13 protein-coding genes and 4 tRNA genes are annotated in these 19,194 nt (G+C 43.3%); 9 read left to right on the top strand and 8 right to left on the bottom strand.

What is annotated here, in order from left to right; all coding sequences use genetic code 11:
* Window positions 1-169: 169 nt before the first annotated feature.
* The 3 genes from ACHUGF_RS05670 to gltX form a co-directional block, all read right to left on the bottom strand.
* Window positions 170-245: transfer RNA gene (locus tag ACHUGF_RS05670), tRNA-Glu, on the bottom strand.
* 86 nt (window positions 246-331) lie between these two features.
* Window positions 332-407: transfer RNA gene (locus tag ACHUGF_RS05665), tRNA-Ala, on the bottom strand.
* 110 nt (window positions 408-517) lie between these two features.
* Complete coding sequence (gene gltX, locus ACHUGF_RS05660; RefSeq protein ID WP_394129801.1) at window positions 518-1,927, bottom strand: glutamate--tRNA ligase; 1,410 nt, start codon at window positions 1,925-1,927, stop codon at window positions 518-520.
* A 435-nt stretch (window positions 1,928-2,362) separates the two neighbouring features.
* Here gltX and ACHUGF_RS05655 point away from each other — a divergent pair.
* From ACHUGF_RS05655 to ACHUGF_RS05645, 3 genes are all read left to right on the top strand, one after another.
* Window positions 2,363-2,438 (top strand) — tRNA-Val (locus ACHUGF_RS05655).
* A 37-nt stretch (window positions 2,439-2,475) separates the two neighbouring features.
* Window positions 2,476-2,551: transfer RNA gene (locus ACHUGF_RS05650), tRNA-Val, on the top strand.
* Between the two features lie 204 nt (window positions 2,552-2,755).
* The gene (locus tag ACHUGF_RS05645) at window positions 2,756-4,552 is read left to right on the top strand and encodes a sensor histidine kinase (protein WP_394129800.1); all 1,797 of its coding nucleotides are present in this window, start codon (window positions 2,756-2,758) and stop codon (window positions 4,550-4,552) included.
* Between the two features lie 70 nt (window positions 4,553-4,622).
* On the opposite strand, the gene ACHUGF_RS05640 is transcribed toward ACHUGF_RS05645, so the two are convergent.
* From ACHUGF_RS05640 to tesB, 3 genes are all read right to left on the bottom strand, one after another.
* On the bottom strand, window positions 4,623-5,843 hold the full coding sequence (locus ACHUGF_RS05640; RefSeq protein ID WP_394129799.1) for an MFS transporter: 1,221 nt from the start codon (window positions 5,841-5,843) through the stop codon (window positions 4,623-4,625).
* Between the two features lie 155 nt (window positions 5,844-5,998).
* Entirely contained in the window at window positions 5,999-6,394 is a 396-nt protein-coding gene (locus ACHUGF_RS05635) for a YbaY family lipoprotein (RefSeq protein ID WP_394129869.1), read from the bottom strand.
* Between the two features lie 2 nt (window positions 6,395-6,396).
* On the bottom strand, window positions 6,397-7,272 hold the full coding sequence (tesB, locus tag ACHUGF_RS05630) for an acyl-CoA thioesterase II (protein WP_394129798.1): 876 nt from the start codon (window positions 7,270-7,272) through the stop codon (window positions 6,397-6,399).
* Between the two features lie 199 nt (window positions 7,273-7,471).
* Between tesB and ACHUGF_RS05625 the strand changes: the two genes are divergently transcribed.
* Window positions 7,472-8,353 (top strand): 1,4-dihydroxy-2-naphthoate polyprenyltransferase, encoded by an 882-nt coding sequence (locus tag ACHUGF_RS05625; RefSeq protein ID WP_394129868.1) that lies wholly within the window; start codon window positions 7,472-7,474, stop codon window positions 8,351-8,353.
* A gap of 82 nt (window positions 8,354-8,435) precedes the next feature.
* On the opposite strand, the gene gndA is transcribed toward ACHUGF_RS05625, so the two are convergent.
* Window positions 8,436-9,968 (bottom strand): NADP-dependent phosphogluconate dehydrogenase, encoded by a 1,533-nt coding sequence (gene gndA / locus ACHUGF_RS05620; protein ID WP_394129797.1) that lies wholly within the window; start codon window positions 9,966-9,968, stop codon window positions 8,436-8,438.
* Between the two features lie 657 nt (window positions 9,969-10,625).
* Window positions 10,626-12,578 (bottom strand): propionyl-CoA synthetase, encoded by a 1,953-nt coding sequence (locus ACHUGF_RS05615; RefSeq protein ID WP_394129796.1) that lies wholly within the window; start codon window positions 12,576-12,578, stop codon window positions 10,626-10,628.
* A gap of 250 nt (window positions 12,579-12,828) precedes the next feature.
* Here ACHUGF_RS05615 and ACHUGF_RS05610 point away from each other — a divergent pair, with 250 nt between their 5' ends.
* The 5 genes from ACHUGF_RS05610 to ACHUGF_RS05590 all read left to right on the top strand — a co-directional run bounded on the left by ACHUGF_RS05610 (window position 12,829) and on the right by ACHUGF_RS05590 (window position 19,193).
* Window positions 12,829-13,233 carry a MerR family transcriptional regulator gene (locus ACHUGF_RS05610; RefSeq protein WP_394129795.1) on the top strand — a complete coding sequence of 135 codons (405 nt, stop codon included), beginning with the start codon at window positions 12,829-12,831 and terminating at the stop codon, window positions 13,231-13,233.
* A gap of 78 nt (window positions 13,234-13,311) precedes the next feature.
* On the top strand, window positions 13,312-14,481 hold the full coding sequence (locus tag ACHUGF_RS05605) for an isovaleryl-CoA dehydrogenase (protein ID WP_394129794.1): 1,170 nt from the start codon (window positions 13,312-13,314) through the stop codon (window positions 14,479-14,481).
* 229 nt (window positions 14,482-14,710) lie between these two features.
* Window positions 14,711-16,318, top strand: coding sequence for a carboxyl transferase domain-containing protein (locus ACHUGF_RS05600; RefSeq protein WP_394129793.1), 1,608 nt, complete (start codon window positions 14,711-14,713; stop codon window positions 16,316-16,318).
* Between the two features lie 14 nt (window positions 16,319-16,332).
* The gene (locus tag ACHUGF_RS05595; RefSeq protein WP_394129792.1) at window positions 16,333-17,172 is read left to right on the top strand and encodes an enoyl-CoA hydratase-related protein; all 840 of its coding nucleotides are present in this window, start codon (window positions 16,333-16,335) and stop codon (window positions 17,170-17,172) included.
* Window positions 17,172-19,193 carry an acetyl/propionyl/methylcrotonyl-CoA carboxylase subunit alpha gene (locus ACHUGF_RS05590; protein ID WP_394129791.1) on the top strand — a complete coding sequence of 674 codons (2,022 nt, stop codon included), beginning with the start codon at window positions 17,172-17,174 and terminating at the stop codon, window positions 19,191-19,193. Before ACHUGF_RS05595 ends, ACHUGF_RS05590 begins: the two co-directional genes overlap by 1 nt.
* The last annotated feature ends 1 nt before the right edge of the window (window position 19,194 follow it).

Here is a 19,194-nt window from a genome sequence, read left to right as displayed (position 1 = left end):
GATTCGAACCCCTGTTACCGCCGTGAAAGGGCGGTGTCCTAGGCCTCTAGACGAATGGGACACTAGTCTTCATTTTAGACTCTTGAAGAGAGTGAATACTCATTGATGCCTGTAGGCTAAACATCAACGCTATCGAATCGTTAACTTTACAGTCAACCACTCAAAAAAGTGGTATCCCATAGGGGATTCGAACCCCTGTTACCGCCGTGAAAGGGCGGTGTCCTAGGCCTCTAGACGAATGGGACACTAGTCTTCATTTTATACTCTTGAAGAGAGTGAATACTCGTTAAACCCTGTAGGCTAAAGCTTAACGCTAAAGATACTAAGTAAGTGGTGGAGCCTAGCGGGATCGAACCGCTGACCTCAACACTGCCAGTGTTGCGCTCTCCCAGCTGAGCTAAGGCCCCGTACCTAAATATCTTAAAACAGATTGGATACGCTGCAAGAAATTTCTCACCTCATGTCTCAACTGCGAGGCGCATTCTATGCAGCCTACCCAAAACTGTCAACACGTTTTTTAAGAATTTATTCTGTCTGCTACAAAATCAATCGCTTTGGATATTCTTTGTTCACAACGTTGCTTACCAACCAAGAATAAAGTCAAGTCAACAGCTGGAGACATTCCTGCGCCAGTAACCGCTACGCGCAAAGGCATTCCAACCTTACCCATTCCGACTTCTAATTCCGCTGCAGTGTCTTCAATTGCTAGATGAATTGACTCAACAGTCCACTCTGGAAGCGCTGCTAACTTAGCTTGAACTAACTTAAGTGGTTCTAGTGCGACACCGCGCAAATGTTTCTTCGCAGCAGTGGCATCGAATTCAGCAAAGTCTTCATAAAAATAACGACTAGAAGCAGCTAGCTCTTTTAATGTCTTAGCACGTTCTGATAGTGCCGAAACAACATCCGCTAATGCTGGGCCGTTATTGGTATCAATATTTTGTTCCTGCATGTGCCAAACAAGGTGGCTAGCAACATACTCGGCATCAAGTTCTTTAATATAATGTTGGTTCAACCAATTTAACTTCTCAGTATTAAAGGCTGATGCAGCTTTATTAATGTCATCTAACTTGAATAAGTTGATCATTTCATCAACTGAGAACACTTCTTGATCACCGTGCGACCAACCTAGTCTGACAAGATAGTTCAATAACGCTTCAGGCAAATAACCGTCATCTCGATATTGCATTACACCCACAGCCCCGTGACGTTTGGACAACTTAGCACCGTCATCACCTAAAATCATTGATACATGCGCATACTCAGGGATTGGCGCACCTAATGCTTTTAAGATATTAATTTGGCGTGGTGTGTTATTAATGTGGTCTTCACCACGTACAACACAAGTGATACCCATATCCCAATCATCAACCACTACACAGAAGTTGTATGTTGGAGTGCCATCTGTACGCGCAATAATTAAGTCATCTAACGTATCGTTAGCAAACTCAATACGTCCACGCACGTGGTCTTCAAATACCACACTACCTTCAGTTGGGTTCTTGAAACGGATGACATATGGCGCGTCATTATCTTGTGGAGCATGATCACGGCAATGACCGTCATACTTCATTGCTTCACCGTTTGCTTCTTGCTCTGCACGCATCGCTTCAATACGTTCACGAGAGCAATAACATTTATACGCTGTGCCCTGCTCTAGCATTTGTTGAATAATTTCGTTGTAACGGTCAAAACGCTTAGTTTGGTAATAAGGACCTTCATCCCAAGTTAAACCTAACCATTCCATCCCCTCTAAAATAGCTGCGCAAGCTTCTGGGGTTGAACGTTCAATATCCGTATCTTCTACACGAAGTACAAACTCACCTTGATTGGCGCGAGCATATAACCATGAATACAGTGCAGTACGCGCACCACCAACGTGTAAAAAGCCTGTTGGGCTTGGAGCAAAACGAGTCTTAGTTGTCATATTAGAGACTAACCTTTGGTATAACGTCCACCAATCTATATGAAGGCAAACAAGCAATAAAAAGTAGCGGCTATTCTAACAGTCAATCTCATAGCTGAAAACGCTTTAATCAATATCGCTTTGCCAAAGAAAATATTGTGGTGCTATTTGTGACGTTGGTTGTGGTGTAATACCGGCTTTATTTGTGCTGCCAATAGTCACATCACAATTGCTATCTACACAGTCACACCTTTGATTACCATGACTGACATTATTTGACTTACTGAATGCTTTTCATACAAACGCTAAATCCAATATTAAAAATCACGAAAATAATAGTTCAAAGCTTGACTAACAAAGCACCAAAGCGCACATTTTTAATTCGACCAGTATATTTTTATAGAAAAATCGTTGACACCTTTGGCTTGCTCCCTATAATACCGTCCCACACAGCGAGGTCGATTAGCTCAGCTGGGAGAGCACCTCCCTTACAAGGAGGGGGTCACTGGTTCGAGCCCAGTATCGACCACCATGATTTCAATGATGAAATCTAACTGTAGAATATCCCAGGTCGCTTAGCTCAGCTGGGAGAGCACCTCCCTTACAAGGAGGGGGTCACTGGTTCGAGCCCAGTAGCGACCACCATACTTTCTTATCCTTATCGTTTTTTGTATTCCTACTATCAAGTGCCATACTTGTATTTACTGCTATACATCTTCATTCGTCACAACGGTATTTTTTCTAATGTCTTGATATTAGATAGCTATTAAGATTAGATTATGATGCTGGTGCAATATTGCAGTATCGGTTCATTCAGCCATTTTCACACCAGCGAAGAGGTCGTTTGCTTTGAAAAAAACAATAAAGAAACATGCTGGTGTAACTGCTCTACTTATCCTTGGTTTACTTATCAGCTTAAAAGTATCTTATTGGTACCATATTAAAACAGGGACCCAATCGCTTGCAGCTGAAGCTGAGCATCAACTTAATGAAGTGGTATTGTTCATTGAAGATGCTTTGTATCGTTATGAAAGTACACCAAAAGTTATTGCAGAAAACCAGCAAATAATTGACCTTCTCAATAACCCACAAAATGCTGAAATGATTGAACATGTCAATGAATACTTCTTGCATTTAAAGCGTGCCACCCAAGTTTCACAAATATACTTGATTGACACTGCTGGGATGACGATTGCGGCCAGTAACGCCGGCGAAAAAAACTCGTTTATATCACAAAACTATTCGTTTAGACCTTACTTTATTCAAGCCATGTCAGGTGAACAAGGTAGCTACTATGCCGTTGGTGCATCGTCTGATAAGCGGGGGTTTTATTACTCCTCTCCGGTATATCATGATGCTAGCATTGTCGGTGTGGCGGTATTAAAAGTTGATATCGGACTAATTGAAGATTTAAGCCGTAGAATGGCGCTTGCAAGTGATGATGAATACCTTATTAGCGACCCTGACAACATCATATTCCTTTCCAGCATTGAGCATTGGCGCTATCTTTCTCTTACTCCCTTATCACAAGCTAAACGTTACGCCATTAAACAAGCTAAACGTTACTCTGGTAGGCCAATCGGTGAGCTGACTCTTTCACCTACTTTCTCGTCAGAACAACAAGATACTCCCATTGTTTATACTGTTACTGATGTAGGTAAAAGCCAGCAATATGTGCAAGTTCACCGAACTATGCCTAGAGCAAAATGGACAGTTCACGTATTTACCTCTCTTGATAGCTTAAATCGGAATCTCATTTCTTCGTTATTACTAAGCAGTACTCTGTATGCAGTATTTGCTCTCACACTGTTATATGGGTTTGAGCGCCGTAAAAACTTAAAGCACAGTCAACAAGCTAAAGCTGTACTGGCTAAAAAAGTAAAGTTACGCACCCAGGAATTAGAACATAGCAACAGCGAACTAAAACGTACCCAAGATGAATTGATACAGGTAGCTAAAGTGAATGTTGTTGGCCACTTTGCTGCCAATGTGAACCATGAGTTGAATCAGCCTTTAGTGGCTTTGAGAAACTATGCTGAATCAACGATGCAACAGCTGGACAGAAAAAAATACGCTGAGGCTCGTAACAACATCAATATCATGATTGAGCTGACTCAAAAGCTAACTGATATCATTAATGGATTTAAAAACTTTAGCCGTAAATCCACTAATGATGTTCAGGCTATTGATATTAAACAGTGTATTAACGATGCGATCATTATTGTCACCCCGGAGCTTGAAAAGCAGCACATTAAACTTGATTGCCAGCTTCCTGATGACTTTTGCCAAGCTTGGGGAGATAACCTTAAGTTACAGCAAACATTAGTCAACATTCTCAGTAATGCAATCCATGCGATGGAAGACTCTCACCGTAAACAGCTACTGATTAAGCTCACAATCAATAAAGTACTGCACTTATGCATAAAAGATACGGGGACAGGTATTAAAAGCTCGCATATGAATAAGATTTTTGAACCTTATTACACCACTCACGATAGACAAAGTTCTGGCTTGGGATTATCTATTGCCAAACGAATAATCGAGTCAATGGACGGTGATATTCGGGTAGAGAATGCCCCTGAGGGTGGTGCGGTATTTTTAATTACCTTACCCGTACATATTCATGAGAAATCGCCAATAACATAGCGCTGAAACTCATAGATAAGTGTTTAATTAAAGCTATATTCAAGGTTGGCTGGATAAACTTTACAAATTGTTAGTGAGCTAATTTATCCCGCTGTTGCACTTTATCTAAGCGCCACAGAGTGATGAATAATACCAGCATCAATAACATCGAGCCAACAACCACTCCATTCCAATGTGCCTGTTGCCAAAACAGCATCAAATAAGGCCCACCAAGTGCCGCGCCTAAATAGTAACTACACAAATACAATGATGTCGCTTTCGCTCGGTGTTTAGTCGCCCTAATTGCCACAAACGAATTGCAACAGCTGTGCGACAGGAAAAAACCACTGGCTGTTACGAGGAAACCTAACACGATAGTGATTAGCGTATCATGCAAAGTCATCAAGGTTCCCAGCACCATCAGTAACAGTGCCACTTTAAACAACAGCAATGAGCCGTACTTAACAATCAGTTTGGCAGACAAATACGACGATGCTGTTCCACTGAGGTAACACAAGAAAATCAAGGTCGCCGCAAAACGACTCAGTGAATAAGGAGACTCCATTAAATGTAATTGGATAAAGCTAAACTGATTCACCATCATCATAAATGCAATGCCGCCGATGAAGTACACCAATCGCATCTGTTGATCAGATAAGTGGCCGACAAAGCCTCTGATATCTTGCTTCATTTTTTCCAATACAGCTGTTTCTTGCTTATCTGCGCGCGTTTCTTTGCGAGGCAATAAATAACTCACCACTGTTACACCGACAAAAGTAACACTAAACATCAACCACATAGATTGTTGCCAATCCAAATGCTGTGACATCATGCCACCAAACAAACGTCCAAAAATCCCGCCTAAGCTATTGGCCATAATATACACAGCTGCAGCTTTAAGCATGAATGCCACAGGCAGTTGCTCTTTAAAATAAGCCATGGCTATCGCTGGAACAGCTGCAAGTAAAACACCCTGTAGCAAGCGCACAGCCACAAGGGCTTCAAAATCTTGACAGAAGGCCAGTAATAAATTTGAAGCCACCAGCAACCATAAACTCGCGAGTATCGGCCACAAGCGCCCTACTCTGTCTGAGATAACGGCGAATACGAGTAATGAAAAAGCCAGCGAAAAACTGGTTACAGAGAGGATTAATGTGGCCTTAGCACCAGTCACAACAAAGTGATCCGCAATGAGCGGTAACATACCTTGTAGCGTATATAAATTTACATAAATTACAATTGACGCAAGGCATAGCGCCCAGATCAAACGGGTATGAACAGAAGATGGCTCACAAGGCTTAGCACTAGACACGAGAACAGCTCAGAAACAACACAAGAAGCAAATTATTGATCGCCATTAAAATTAATCAATGGGGGCAAAGTGATTGTGTGACATATAGCCGAAATATCTCAGCTATATGTCCAAACAGTGCAAGCCCACAGTGAAAGCAAAGTAATAGGCGTGTATTACTTCACTTTTTTCATAATGACTTCAGTAGTAAACACATCATTATTGATCACTTCATAACGCTCATAAGTTTGAAAAATCACTTTCCCTTCATAAGTGATCATTGCTACAACACCGTAATCAACATCACTATCAATCATATCTTCTTTAAATATGAACTTAAAAGGCACAGGAGAACGTGCGATATCAAACGTTTTCTGCGCAATGATTGAACCGGGTGTATTAAAATCAATCACTGCAATATTAATCACACTGCCCTTAGGTAAGGCTATTTTTTCAAGGTAGCCAGCGTAGCCGTTCACTACCACAGGTTCTTCTGGTTCTACCGTCACACAGGCAGTTAAACTGACTAATGCAAATAAAACCAAAGTACGAGTTATTAGTCTTTGCCACATATTCATGATGACTTTCCTTTATTGCTCATCCTCATCAACCCTTCTTGGGTCGCCGAAGCCACTAAATTACCTTGCTGATCAAAAAACTGACCTTTCACAAAACCTCTACCGCCACTAGCATTGGTACTCTCAATACTATACAGCAACCATTGGTCTAAATTGAATGGACGGTGAAACCAAATAGCATGGTCAATGGTAGCCATCCGCATACCAGGGGTCAAAAACGATACGCCATGAGGCTGTGCTGCTGTCACCAAGAAATTAAAATCCGAAGCATATGCTAATAATGATTCTTGGATGCAATGATCTTGCGGAATATTGCCATTCGCTTTTATCCAAACATGGCGAATAGGCGCGATTTTTTTCGGATTAATAATATCTTGTGGATCAACCAAGCGCATTTCGAATGGCGAATCTGCCATAAACTTTTCCAGAACTGCTGGCGGGACTTTATCCCTCAACGTCATTGCAAGTTCTTGTTGATTCAACAGCCCTTCAGGCCCTTGTATACTGGGCATGGTAGCTTGATGGTCAAAGCCAAGCTCTTGCGATTGAAATGAACAGGTCATGTAGAAAATCGGGCGACCTTTTTGAATCGCTTTAACTCTACGAGCACTAAAACTACCGCCATCTCGCATATTTTCTACGTCATAGACAATCGGCATTTTCTCATCACCCGCTCGCAAGAAATACGAATGGAATGAGTGCACAAATCTATCCTTTGCGACTGTCTCTTTTGCAGCGCTCAGCGCTTGCCCCATCACTTGTCCACCAAACAAATGACCAAAGCCGATGTCCTGACTTTGACCTCTAAACCGTCCCTGCTCAATTTGCTCAAGCGATAATAACGACAATAAATCATCTAATACTTGACTCATTTTACAACCTTAATTACCAACATAAATATTAGGTTACCTCAAATCACTCTTTTAGATAACCCTTTACTCAATTAGTGCCTAAGCAAGCATATTTGTGTTTAATTTGGTGATAAGGCGCACTTTTTCATTGCAACATTTTGCTTCATTTTTTGATAAACTATCAGGTATCCCTAAACAAGTAACTGACAATTCACCCATTATGAATTCATGGCTTTTAGCCATTCGCCCTCGAACTTTACCGGCGGTGATAGGCCCATTATTAATTGGTAACATGTTGGCGTTAGAGCTGGAGCAATTCAGTTGGCTAATTGCCGGTATCTCAATGTTATGCGGTATTTTATTACAAATATCAGTTAATTTAGCTAACGACTATTTTGATTTTAAAAACGGTATTGATACTGAAGAACGCTTAGGCCCTGTACGTGTAACTCAAAGCGGTATGCTCAGCCCAAACGCGGTGAGAAATGCCATGGTTCTATGCTTAGTACTCGCTTTTATCGTGGGCTTTTACCTCATCATTCATGGCGGCTGGCCGATTGCTATCTTAGCTGTAGCCTCCATATTGGGCGCGCTTTGTTACAGTGGTGGTCCATACCCATTAGCCTCCCACGGCCTAGGTGAAGTCGCTGCATTTGTTTTTTTCGGACTCGTTGCTGTTGTGGGTAGCTATTTTATTCAAGCGGGTGACACTAGCTTATCGGCATGGTTACTCGGTAGTGCAATAGGCTTTTTTAACGCTGCCATTATGCTGGTGAATAACACTCGCGATATCAATACTGATACCAAAGCGGGTAAAAATACCCTTGCCGTGCGAATTGGCGAAGCTCAATCGAAGCTGCTTTATCAAAGCCTTGTTTTTATGCCCTTTGTGATTATCATCGTCGGCTTTTTACTGGGCTTTTTACAAGGCTTACCTGTGTTACTCGCAGGCGTTTCTTTTGTGATTGCAAGACGGTTAAGTCAAGCATTCCAAGATAATACAGGCGAAGCACTTAATCCTATATTAGGGCAAACTGCCAAGCTAACCATGACTTTCAGCGCACTATTCAGTGCGGGTATTTTGTTTACTTTACCTCACTAATACCTAATACGCTTATTCATTAAATAAAAAACGCTTCATTGGAAGCGTTTTTTATTATCACATCATTCTTCTTTACTGACTGCTAGTTAACCTTTGTCAAAGCTCGTTGTAGGTGACTCCAATCTACATGGTATTTCTCACCTGCAGGTTTATCGATACGCTCAAATGTATGTGCGCCAAAGAAGTCTCGTTGACCTTGTAGCAGGTTAGCCGGCAAGGTCTCACTACGATAGCTGTCATAGTAAGCCACAGCAGAGCTAATACAAGGGATGGCAATACCAGATAAAATCGAGGCTGCTACTGTTTTGCGCCAATTACCTTGCTTTAACGACAAGCTTTGACTAAAGCTATCAGCCATTAATAGATTAGCGATATCTGCATCTTGTTGATACGCCTCAGTAATAGATTGCAAGAATGTCGCGCGAATAATACAACCCGCACGCCATATCTTGGCTATTTCGGCAAAGTTAAGGCTCCAACCTTGTTCTTTGGCTGTCATTGCCATTAACTGGAACCCTTGCGCATAGCTGCATACTTTTGCGCAATACAGGGCATCTTCCAACTGTGCAATAAAGCTCGCTTTATCATGCTCAGCTAAAGGTGCTTCACTTGGGCCTAGTAGCTTATGCTGCAGCTGCTTCCGCAACGACTTTTGGGTGCTCACAGCTCTAGCATAAACAGCCTCAGCAATCGTTGGTGCTGGGCAACCAATTTGCAAACTGCTCACAGCAGTCCAAAGCCCCGTGCCTTTTTGCCCTGCTTTATCTAGAATCATCTCAACTAAAGGCTTACCAGTCATCGGGTCAGCTTGCTGTAACACTTCTGCACTGATCCCCATCAAGTAGCTATTTAAGCTGCCTTGATTCCACTGCTTGAATACATTACCAATGTCATAAGCCGACATCCCTAAACCATCATGCAGTAACTGGTATGCCTCACAGATGAGCTGCATGTCCGCATACTCAATACCGTTATGCACCATTTTCACATAATGGCCAGAACCAGCAGGGCCAATATAGGTGGTGCAAGGCTCACCTTCTGTCACTGGGTTGCCAGGTTCAAATCGCTCTATGGGTAAGCCAGTTTCAGGGTCAACTTTTGCTGCAATCGCTTGCCAAATAGGTGCAACAAACTCCCATGCAGAAGCATCGCCACTTGGCATCAAGGATGGACCGAATCGCGCACCAACTTCACCGCCAGAAACTGCAGAACTAAAAAACTTAAAGTTGTTCTTGTACTGTTTTTCACGTTCAACCGTATCGGTCCACAAACTGTTGCCGGTATCGACAACAATATCTTGCTGCTCAATACCTGCCTCAATTAACCCCTGACAAACACCATCAACAGGTGCTCCAGCGGGAATGGATAACACAATGACTCTAGGTGAAGTTAAATTTGCTAGCATTTCTGAAAGATTATTACAGGCATGCATTCTGGCAGGTTTGCTTTGAGGGCGTTCAAGTTGTTCTTGAGCAAGGGCTGCACTAACTTTTTGGTTGTCGAGGTCAAAAACAGCGACCTTATAGTTATTATCAGCGATGTTTAAGGCAAGATTCTTACCCATTACACCAAGGCCAATAACCCCGATTTGAGCAAGCTGGGTGTGATTATTCATGTATTTTTAGTATCCGCAGGTCACAGAGTTTGATGCTTAAGCATTCTTTCTGGGGCGCAATTATAGCGATTTATGTAACAAAATTACCAGTTAATTAACTCACTACATACGATTGCAACTCTTGTGCTAATTATAGAGATACACAGTAAACTGCTTCCACAGTATAACTATCAGTAACTTACTGATGATTGACTCGGTTGTTGTTAAAACATGACAACTGGTATGACAATTAAAATTGTTAAGGGTTAACCGTTCAATTTACGCCTCTGAGCAGCAAATACTAAACTATAGTCCAAGTGCGATAAATTTGGGTACGATTGTTTGAAGCAGAAGTAAACAATCCTCCTTCTGAAAAACTGGTTTTGTGTGTCCCTCAAAGGGGGGCGTTTCAGTTATTTTATAACCTCAATAGCATATAAAATCGATGATATTTAAAGTCGTTGAAAACATGGATGTTTTCGTTGACCGAACATGAATGTGCTTGCTGCGTGCTTTAAATATCATTGCATAGCTGGCTCAATCTCAATTTAGCAAGTCATGTAAAGCAAAATTACAGGCAAATTCTATCGGATGATAACCACCTACTGAAGTAGGTGAGTTTAGAGCTGAATATAAAAAAGCACCGCAATTCGGTGCTTTTTCTAGAATGAATGAAAATTAACTCACTTCACATGTTTTTGCTTTGGCATACCCCATGCGGGTTAACGCGTTCTGTACAATATCAAGCGTGACTGGGTCTTCAATGGTCGCCGGTACTGTGTATTCCTGATTGTCAGCAATTTTACGCATAGTGGCTCGCAAAATCTTACCTGAACGGGTCTTCGGTAGCTTTTGAACAGCGCTGACTAATCTAAATGACGCAACAGGACCGATTTCTTGACGAACTAGGGATAATAATTGTTTATATAATTCTTCCCCTTCAAGAGTAACCCCGTTCTTTAACACCACTAACCCCAATGGCACTTGGCCTTTGAGTTTATCTTGAACACCAATTACAGCGGCTTCAGCAACTGCATCATGCTGGCACAATACCTCTTCAAAGCGTCCCGTTGATAAACGGTGACCTGCAACATTAATAATGTCGTCAATGCGGCTCATGATAAACAGGTAACCCTCTTCGTCAATATAACCAGCATCACCTGTGAGGTAATAACCATCGTACATGCTTAAATAGCTATCTAAGTAACGTTGCTCATTTTGCCAAAGGGTAGTTAATGTGCCTGGTGGCAAAGGCTGTTTGATCACAACATTGCCACTTTCATTTGCAGCAACTTGTTCTCCCATTGCATCTAATACTTCAACTTGATAACCCGGAACAGGTTTTGCTGGCGAGCCCGGTTTAACGGCAATAGGTTCAACGCCCATTAAATTAGCAGCCACAGGCCAACCCGTTTCAGTTTGCCACCAATGATCAATCACAGGTTTATTCAACTGAGTTTGTGTCCAAATCAAGGTATCTGGATCGCAACGTTCCCCTGCGAGAAAGACCTGCTTTAAACAGGTTAAATCAACTTGCTTAATGAGAAGTCCATCTGGGTCTTCACGTTTAATGGCGCGTATCGCAGTTGGCGCAGTGAAAAAGCTCTTCACTTTATAGCGCGATATTGTATTCCAGAAAGCCCCAGCATCAGGTGTACCAACTGGCTTACCTTCATAGATAATGCTAGTTGCGCCAACTAATAATGGTCCATAGACAATGTATGAGTGGCCCACAACCCAACCCACATCTGATGCAGCCCAGAACACATCACCAGCTTCAATGTCATAAATGTGTTTCATCGACCAAGCAAGCGCCACGGCATGGCCACCATTATCGCGTACCACCCCTTTAGGCTGACCCGTTGTGCCGGATGTATAAAGAATATAAAGCGGATGAGTGGCCTCTACGGGTACGCAATCCACAAAAGGCGCTTCAGCTACAGCTTGTTGCCAATCCACATCACGGGTACCGTGAAATTCAGCTTGATACTGTACCCGGTTCAAAATGACACAATGCCCCACCTCATGCGTTGCCTGTTTAAGTGCTTCATCTAATAAGGGTTTATATGCAACAACCCCAGATGGCTCAATACCGCACGAAGCTGACAGAATTAATTTCGGCTTAGCATCATTTATACGGGTGGCAAGCTCATTAGCCGCAAAACCACCGAATACGACTGAGTGTATAGCACCGATACGCGCACAGGCTAACATGGCAAAGGCGGTTTCAGGCACCATTGGCATGTAGATCACCACCCGATCCCCTTTAACTACACCCAGTTTTTGCATCGCACCAGCTAAACGACTCACTTGTTGTTGTAGTTCAGCATAGGAAATGGAATATTGATTCTGTGTCACTGGGCTCACATACTGCAACGCGACTTGCTCACCTCGCCCAGCCTCAACATGACGGTCTACCGCGTTATAGCAGGTATTCATCACCCCACCACTAAACCATTGGTAAAATGGTTTACGAGAATCATCTAACACCTTATGCGCTTTGGTATCCCAACTGATCGCTTCGGCAGCATTTGCCCAGAATTTTTCAGGCTCTGAAATCGATTGTTGATGTAATTGACTGCCAATACCCGCGACGACACCTGTCTCTACCATTGTCCCAGAATCGCTCATAACCCTCTCCATGAAATTCATTCATCCAAATCTGATTATGAACAAAACTCATACAAAGCCCCTATTAGACAAAGGGATAATAACCAAACATGAAAAAAATGATTAGGTAGCCAAATCATCTGTAAACACAGGGATGAGAAGCAATATGGCAACTTGAGTTAACACTTTACATTGAAATAAAAACAGGCAAACTTTACCTTTACGTAAACTTCATATATCTTGCAACAAAAGAAACATTTTTGGGATTAAGATGGCCGCGAATATCTCTAGTCAATCCACATATTCAATCAGTGATTTATCAAAAGAGTTTGATATCACGACTCGTAGTATCCGCTTCTATGAAGATCAAGGGTTAATCAAACCTAAACGTCGAGGCCAAACTCGCATATACAGCTTAAAAGACAGAGTCCGTCTTAAGCTGATTTTGCGCGGTAAACGTCTAGGCTTTTCATTGGCAGAAACCCGGCGCTTGTTTGAACTGTATGATGCAGATAAAAGCAGTACCTCTCAGCTCAACACTATGCTGGAACTAGTACATGAGAAAAAAGCCTCACTGCAACAGCAAATGGACGACATTAAAGTGGTGCTAATGGAACTTAATTCCGCAGAACAACAATGTAAAGCTGCCCTCGAAGACAGCCAAACCAATAAATAATAATTATAAAGACCTTCAATCCCCTAAACGCCAATCATAGTGCGTGGGGTCATAAATAGTTTTAACAGGACACAAGCAATGAGCCAACTCTACACAAGCCTTAACTTCGGCCTAGGCGAAGATATCGACATGCTACGCGACGCAGTTCACAGCTTCGCTAGCAATGAAATAGCCCCAATCGCCGCACAAGTGGACCAAGACAATGCATTCCCTAATCACATGTGGCCCAAACTTGGCGAAATGGGATTATTAGGTGTCACAGTTCCTGAAGAGTTTGGCGGTGCAGACATGGGGTACTTAGCTCATGTTGTGGCGATGGAAGAAATCTCACGCGCTTCAGCATCCATAGGCTTAAGTTATGGTGCTCATTCAAATCTGTGTGTAAACCAAATTAACCGTAACGGTAATGCAGAGCAAAAAGCCAAGTACTTATCTAAATTGGTAAGTGGCGAGCATATTGGTGCATTAGCCATGAGTGAACCCAATGCAGGTTCAGATGTGGTTTCGATGAAACTACACGCCCGCAAAGAAGGTGATCGCTACATCCTCAATGGCAATAAAATGTGGATCACCAATGGCCCTGATGCTGACACCTTGGTGATTTATGCTAAGACTGACCTCGATAAAGGTCCGCACGGCATAACAGCATTTATTGTAGAGAAAAACTTTAAAGGTTTTAGCACTGCGCAGAAACTAGATAAGCTAGGCATGCGTGGCTCTAATACCTGTGAGTTGGTTTTTGAAGACTGTGAAGTACCAGAAGAAAACATTCTTGGTGGTCTGAACAATGGCGTAAAAGTGCTAATGAGTGGCCTTGATTATGAGCGTGTTGTGCTGTCAGGTGGCCCTTTAGGCATCATGAATGCGTGCATGGACATCGTTGTACCATACATCCACGAACGTGAGCAGTTTGGCCAATCAATCGGTCAATTCCAACTTGTTCAAGGCAAGATTGCTGATATGTATACCGGCATGAATGCAGCCAAAGCCTATATCTACAATGTTGCTCAAGCGTGTGATCGTGGTGAAACGACTCGAAAAGATGCCGCTGGTGCGATTCTATACAGTGCAGAACTGGCCACAAAAATGGCATTAGACGCGATTCAGTTACTCGGTGGCAATGGCTATATCAATGAGTACGCTACGGGTCGACTACTTAGAGATGCCAAGTTATACGAAATTGGAGCGGGCACCTCTGAAATTCGCCGCATGTTAATTGGCCGCGAATTATTTAACGAAACTAAATAGCCAAGAAATCAAATATCGGGAGCGAAATCAGCTCCCATTATGAATGTTGGCCAATACATGCCAGAGGCCGTAAAAGTTAGCCCCCGAGTTAACAACTGACGTTAACTAGCATGACAGGTTAACAGGCACAAACATTTAGCCACATGCCAGTGTTGCGAGCATGGTTGAGCGTCCCCCATTGATCTCAGCCATGCACATCGCCTCACTAACATCATTAAGGATATGAATTGTGACGCAAATCAGCAGCCGTATTAATTCCCGCAGTGACGATTTTAAGGCCAAACATGACGACATGGTCGCCTTAGTCGACGATCTTAAAATTAAACTGTCAACAATCGAACAAGGTGGTGGTCCCGTTGCCTGTGAACGCCACTTATCACGCGGTAAGCTTTTGCCACGCCAGCGGGTAGAAAAACTACTGGATCCTGGTTCACCTTTTTTAGAAATCTCTCAATTCGCTGCCTATGAAGTTTACGACGAAGCAGTCCCTGCTGCAGGTGTGATTGCAGGCATTGGCCGAGTTAGCGGTGTTGAGTGCATGATTATTGCCAACGATGCCACAGTAAAAGGCGGCACTTATTATCCGATTACCGTTAAAAAGCATTTGCGAGCTCAAGATATTGCACAGCGCTGTCACCTGCCTTGTATCTATTTGGTTGATTCAGGCGGCGCGAACTTGCCTCGCCAAGATGAAGTTTTCCCAGACAGAGATCACTTTGGTCGTATTTTCTACAACCAAGCCCAAATGTCAGCCAAAGGCATTCCTCAGGTTGCAGTCGTAATGGGACTTTGTACCGCAGGTGGTGCTTATGTACCCGCCATGGCAGATGAGTCAATTATCGTTAAAGAACAAGGTACGATTTTCTTAGCTGGCCCACCGTTGGTGAAAGCGGCTACCGGCGAAGAAGTCTCTGCTGAAGAACTCGGCGGCGCAGAAGTACACACCAAAATTTCGGGTGTCGCGGATCATATGGCTCAAAATGACGATCATGCATTAGAGCTAGCACGCAAGTCTATTTCTCGCCTCAACCATCAAAAGCAAATTGCGGCACAGCTTAGCCCAGTTAAGCCGCCTCAATACGATATAAATGAGCTATACGGCATTGTCGGAACAGATCTGAAAAAACCATTTGATGTGAAAGAAGTCATCGCCAGATTAGTCGATGACTCTGATTTTGACGAGTTTAAAGCCAATTACGGCAGTACACTCGTATGCGGCTTTGCTCGCATTCATGGTTACCCTGTGGGCATCGTGGCCAATAACGGTATTTTGTTCTCTGAATCAGCACAAAAAGGGGCGCACTTTATTGAGCTTTGTTGTCAACGTAAAGTCCCGCTGCTGTTCTTACAAAATATCACCGGCTTTATGGTCGGTAAGAAATACGAACATGAAGGCATTGCAAAACATGGCGCCAAAATGGTAACTGCAGTGTCTTGTGCCAGTGTGCCTAAATTCACTGTGATTATTGGTGGCAGTTATGGTGCAGGAAACTATGGCATGTGTGGCCGCGCATTTGAGCCGACCATGATGTGGATGTGGCCAAATGCACGTATCTCAGTCATGGGCGGTGAACAAGCAGCTGGTGTGCTCGCTACCGTACGCCGCGATGGTCTCGCTCGCAAAGGGCAACAATGGTCAGATGAAGAAGAGCAAGCATTCAGAAAGCCAATTGTTGAGCAATATGACAAAGAAGGTCACCCTTACCACGCCAGCGCCCGGTTATGGGATGATGGCATCATAGACCCAGTACAAACCCGCGATGTTGTTGGTTTAGCCTTATCAGCCGCACTTAATGCACCAGTTGAAGACACCAAGTTTGGTGTGTTCCGTATGTAATGGGCAAATGCACAATGAATAATAACAATCAAGCAAACCTAGATGTTGGCAATTATCAACATATTGAGTGCCAAATACATGATGGCGTAGCCAAATTAACCTTAAACCGCGCCGAAAAACACAATGCGTTTGATGAAGTCATGATCAATGAAATGATCACAGCCATCACGCATTTTGATCAGGACAGCCATTGTCAGGTATTGATACTGAACGCCAATGGCAAAAATTTCAGTGCCGGCGCCGACCTCAATTGGATGCGTAAGCAAGCCAAGATGGATTTTGAGCAAAATCTAGCTGATGCCAATGAATTAGCCAAGTTAATGCATTGCCTAGACAAATTCAGCAAACCAACCATCGCACTTGTTAACGGTGCGGCATTTGGTGGGGCACTTGGATTAATTTGCTGCTGTGACATTGCGATAGCCAATCAGCGAGCCAGTTTTTGTTTAAGCGAAGTCAAGCTAGGCCTTATTCCTGCGGTCATTAGCCCTTATGTCGTTCGCGCCATGGGCAACCGTCAATCACGCCGATATATGCTGACAGCCGAGCGTTTTAGTGCGGAAGTTGCGCTAACTCATCAGGTTATTCACGAAATTAATGATGATTTAGACGCTGCGGCAAAGCCATTTATCGACGCATTTAAAGCCAATAGCCCACAAGGGATGGCTTGGGCGAAAAGCTTAATTTCACACTTAGAAGACGGTGAAATTGACGATGCCACGTTGGCTTATACCAGCGAACAAATTGCCCGAATCAGAGTATCAGATGAAGGCCAAGAAGGGCTTAATGCGTTCTTTGAAAAACGCTCGCCAGCTTGGCAGCACCCCCGTGCAAATGCACAAGGAGCCAAATAATGTTTACCAAATTATTAATTGCCAACCGCGGTGAAATTGCCTGTCGCATCATCAAAACCGCTAAGAAAATGGGCATCCGCACCGTGGCTCTTTATTCTGATGCTGACCGCGAAGCACGCCATGTTGCACTTGCAGATGAATCATTTTATCTAGGAGGTAGCGCCCCCGCGGACTCTTATCTAAAAGGCGATTTAATCATTGAGATTGCCAAGCAATCAGGCGCACAAGCTATTCATCCGGGCTATGGTTTCCTATCTGAAAATGCGCAATTTGCTAAAAGCTGTGAACAAAATGGTATTGAATTCGTCGGCCCAAGCAGTGATGCAATTGATGCAATGGGCAGTAAAAGTGCGGCAAAAATAATTATGGGTAACGCCAGCGTCCCCCTAGTACCAGGCTATCATGGCGACGACCAAACCGATGAGACTTTACTGGTTGAAGCTGAGAAAGTCGGTTATCCCATGTTGATCAAAGCCGCTTTTGGCGGTGGTGGTAAAGGCATGCGCATTGTTGAAAGTCAAAGTGAAGTACTTGAGGCTATCAACTCAGCGCGCCGTGAAGCCGCGTCGTCCTTTGGTAACGATAAATTACTGATGGAGCGTTATTTACGCCAACCTCGCCATGTTGAAGTGCAAGTGTTTGCCGACAAACAAGGCAATACAATTTATTTATCTGACCGTGACTGTTCTATTCAACGTCGTCACCAAAAAGTGGTTGAAGAAGCGCCTGCACCTGGTTTATCTGATGCTTTACGCCAACAAATGGGGGAAGCTGCGGTTGCTGCAGCAAAAGCCATTGATTATGTCGGCGCTGGCACAGTAGAGTTTTTATTAGACACTGACGACAGCTTTTACTTCATGGAAATGAATACTCGTTTGCAAGTAGAGCACCCTGTTACCGAAATGGTCACTGGCCAAGATTTAGTTAAGTGGCAGCTTATGGTCGCCAGTGGCAGTGATTTACCGCTCAAACAAGATGAAGTAAGCATACATGGTCATGCCTTTGAAGTACGTATTTACGCTGAAGATCCACACAATGAGTTTTTACCCGCTGCGGGCAAACTTAACTTTTTGCGTGAACCTGATGAAAATCGCCATGTAAGAATTGACTCAGGCATTAGAGAAAACGATGTCATTAGTAACTTTTATGACCCAATGATCTCTAAACTGATTGTATGGGATGAGTCACGCCCACGTGCCCTGCAAAGGTTAACTCACGCATTGAGCTCATACCAAATTGGCGGCCTTAAACATAATATTGAATTTTTAGCCAATATCGCTGAACACCCTGCTTTTGTAGCGAACGACTTTTGCACCGACTTTATTGAGCGCTATAGCGACAGCTTGATTGGTGATGTCACGAATGAATCTGCCAATGCACTTGCGTTAGCAGGGTTATACCAAGTACTGGCAAGACAACAAGCGGCGCAAATCAACGCAACAAATAGCGATGACCCATATTCTCCTTGGGGCCAAGTGAGTGGCTTTAGGTTAAATAGCGCCAGTGTGCATCACGTAGCGCTGCAACATAAATCCACTGAAAATGAAGAACAAGTACTGCACAACCTAGTATTTACAGATTTAGGCCATGCCTTGCACCTTGGGTTAAATGGACAAGCATTGAAACTGGCTGGTTCAATTCAAGACGATGTGTTGCACGCTGAAGTTAATGGTCATAAGAGCAAAGTCCCTGTTAGTCATAACAAAGATAATTTCACCCTATTCTTAAGTACTGGTAGTTATCAATTTACAGCAGTAGCAGCGCAAGTCGCTGAAGATGAAGTCGACAGCACCGATAAGTTAAAAGCCCCTATGAATGGTACAGTTGTGACTCATTTAGCCAACGTTGGCGATAAGGTTGTTGAAGGACAAGGCTTACTAGTCATGGAAGCCATGAAAATGGAATACACTATTGAAGCACCGTTTGATGGTGTCGTGGCAGAGTTCTACTTCCAAAGCGGTGAACTTGTCAGTGATGGCGCGCAATTGCTCAGTGTCGAAGCGCTGACAGAGGAAGCTTAAC

It is taken from the genome of Shewanella maritima (genome assembly GCF_043643735.1).
GTDB lineage: Bacteria > Pseudomonadota > Gammaproteobacteria > Enterobacterales > Shewanellaceae > Shewanella > Shewanella maritima_A.
Note: the sequence above shows the minus strand (reverse complement) of the source record. Positions and strands in the feature narration are given on the sequence as shown.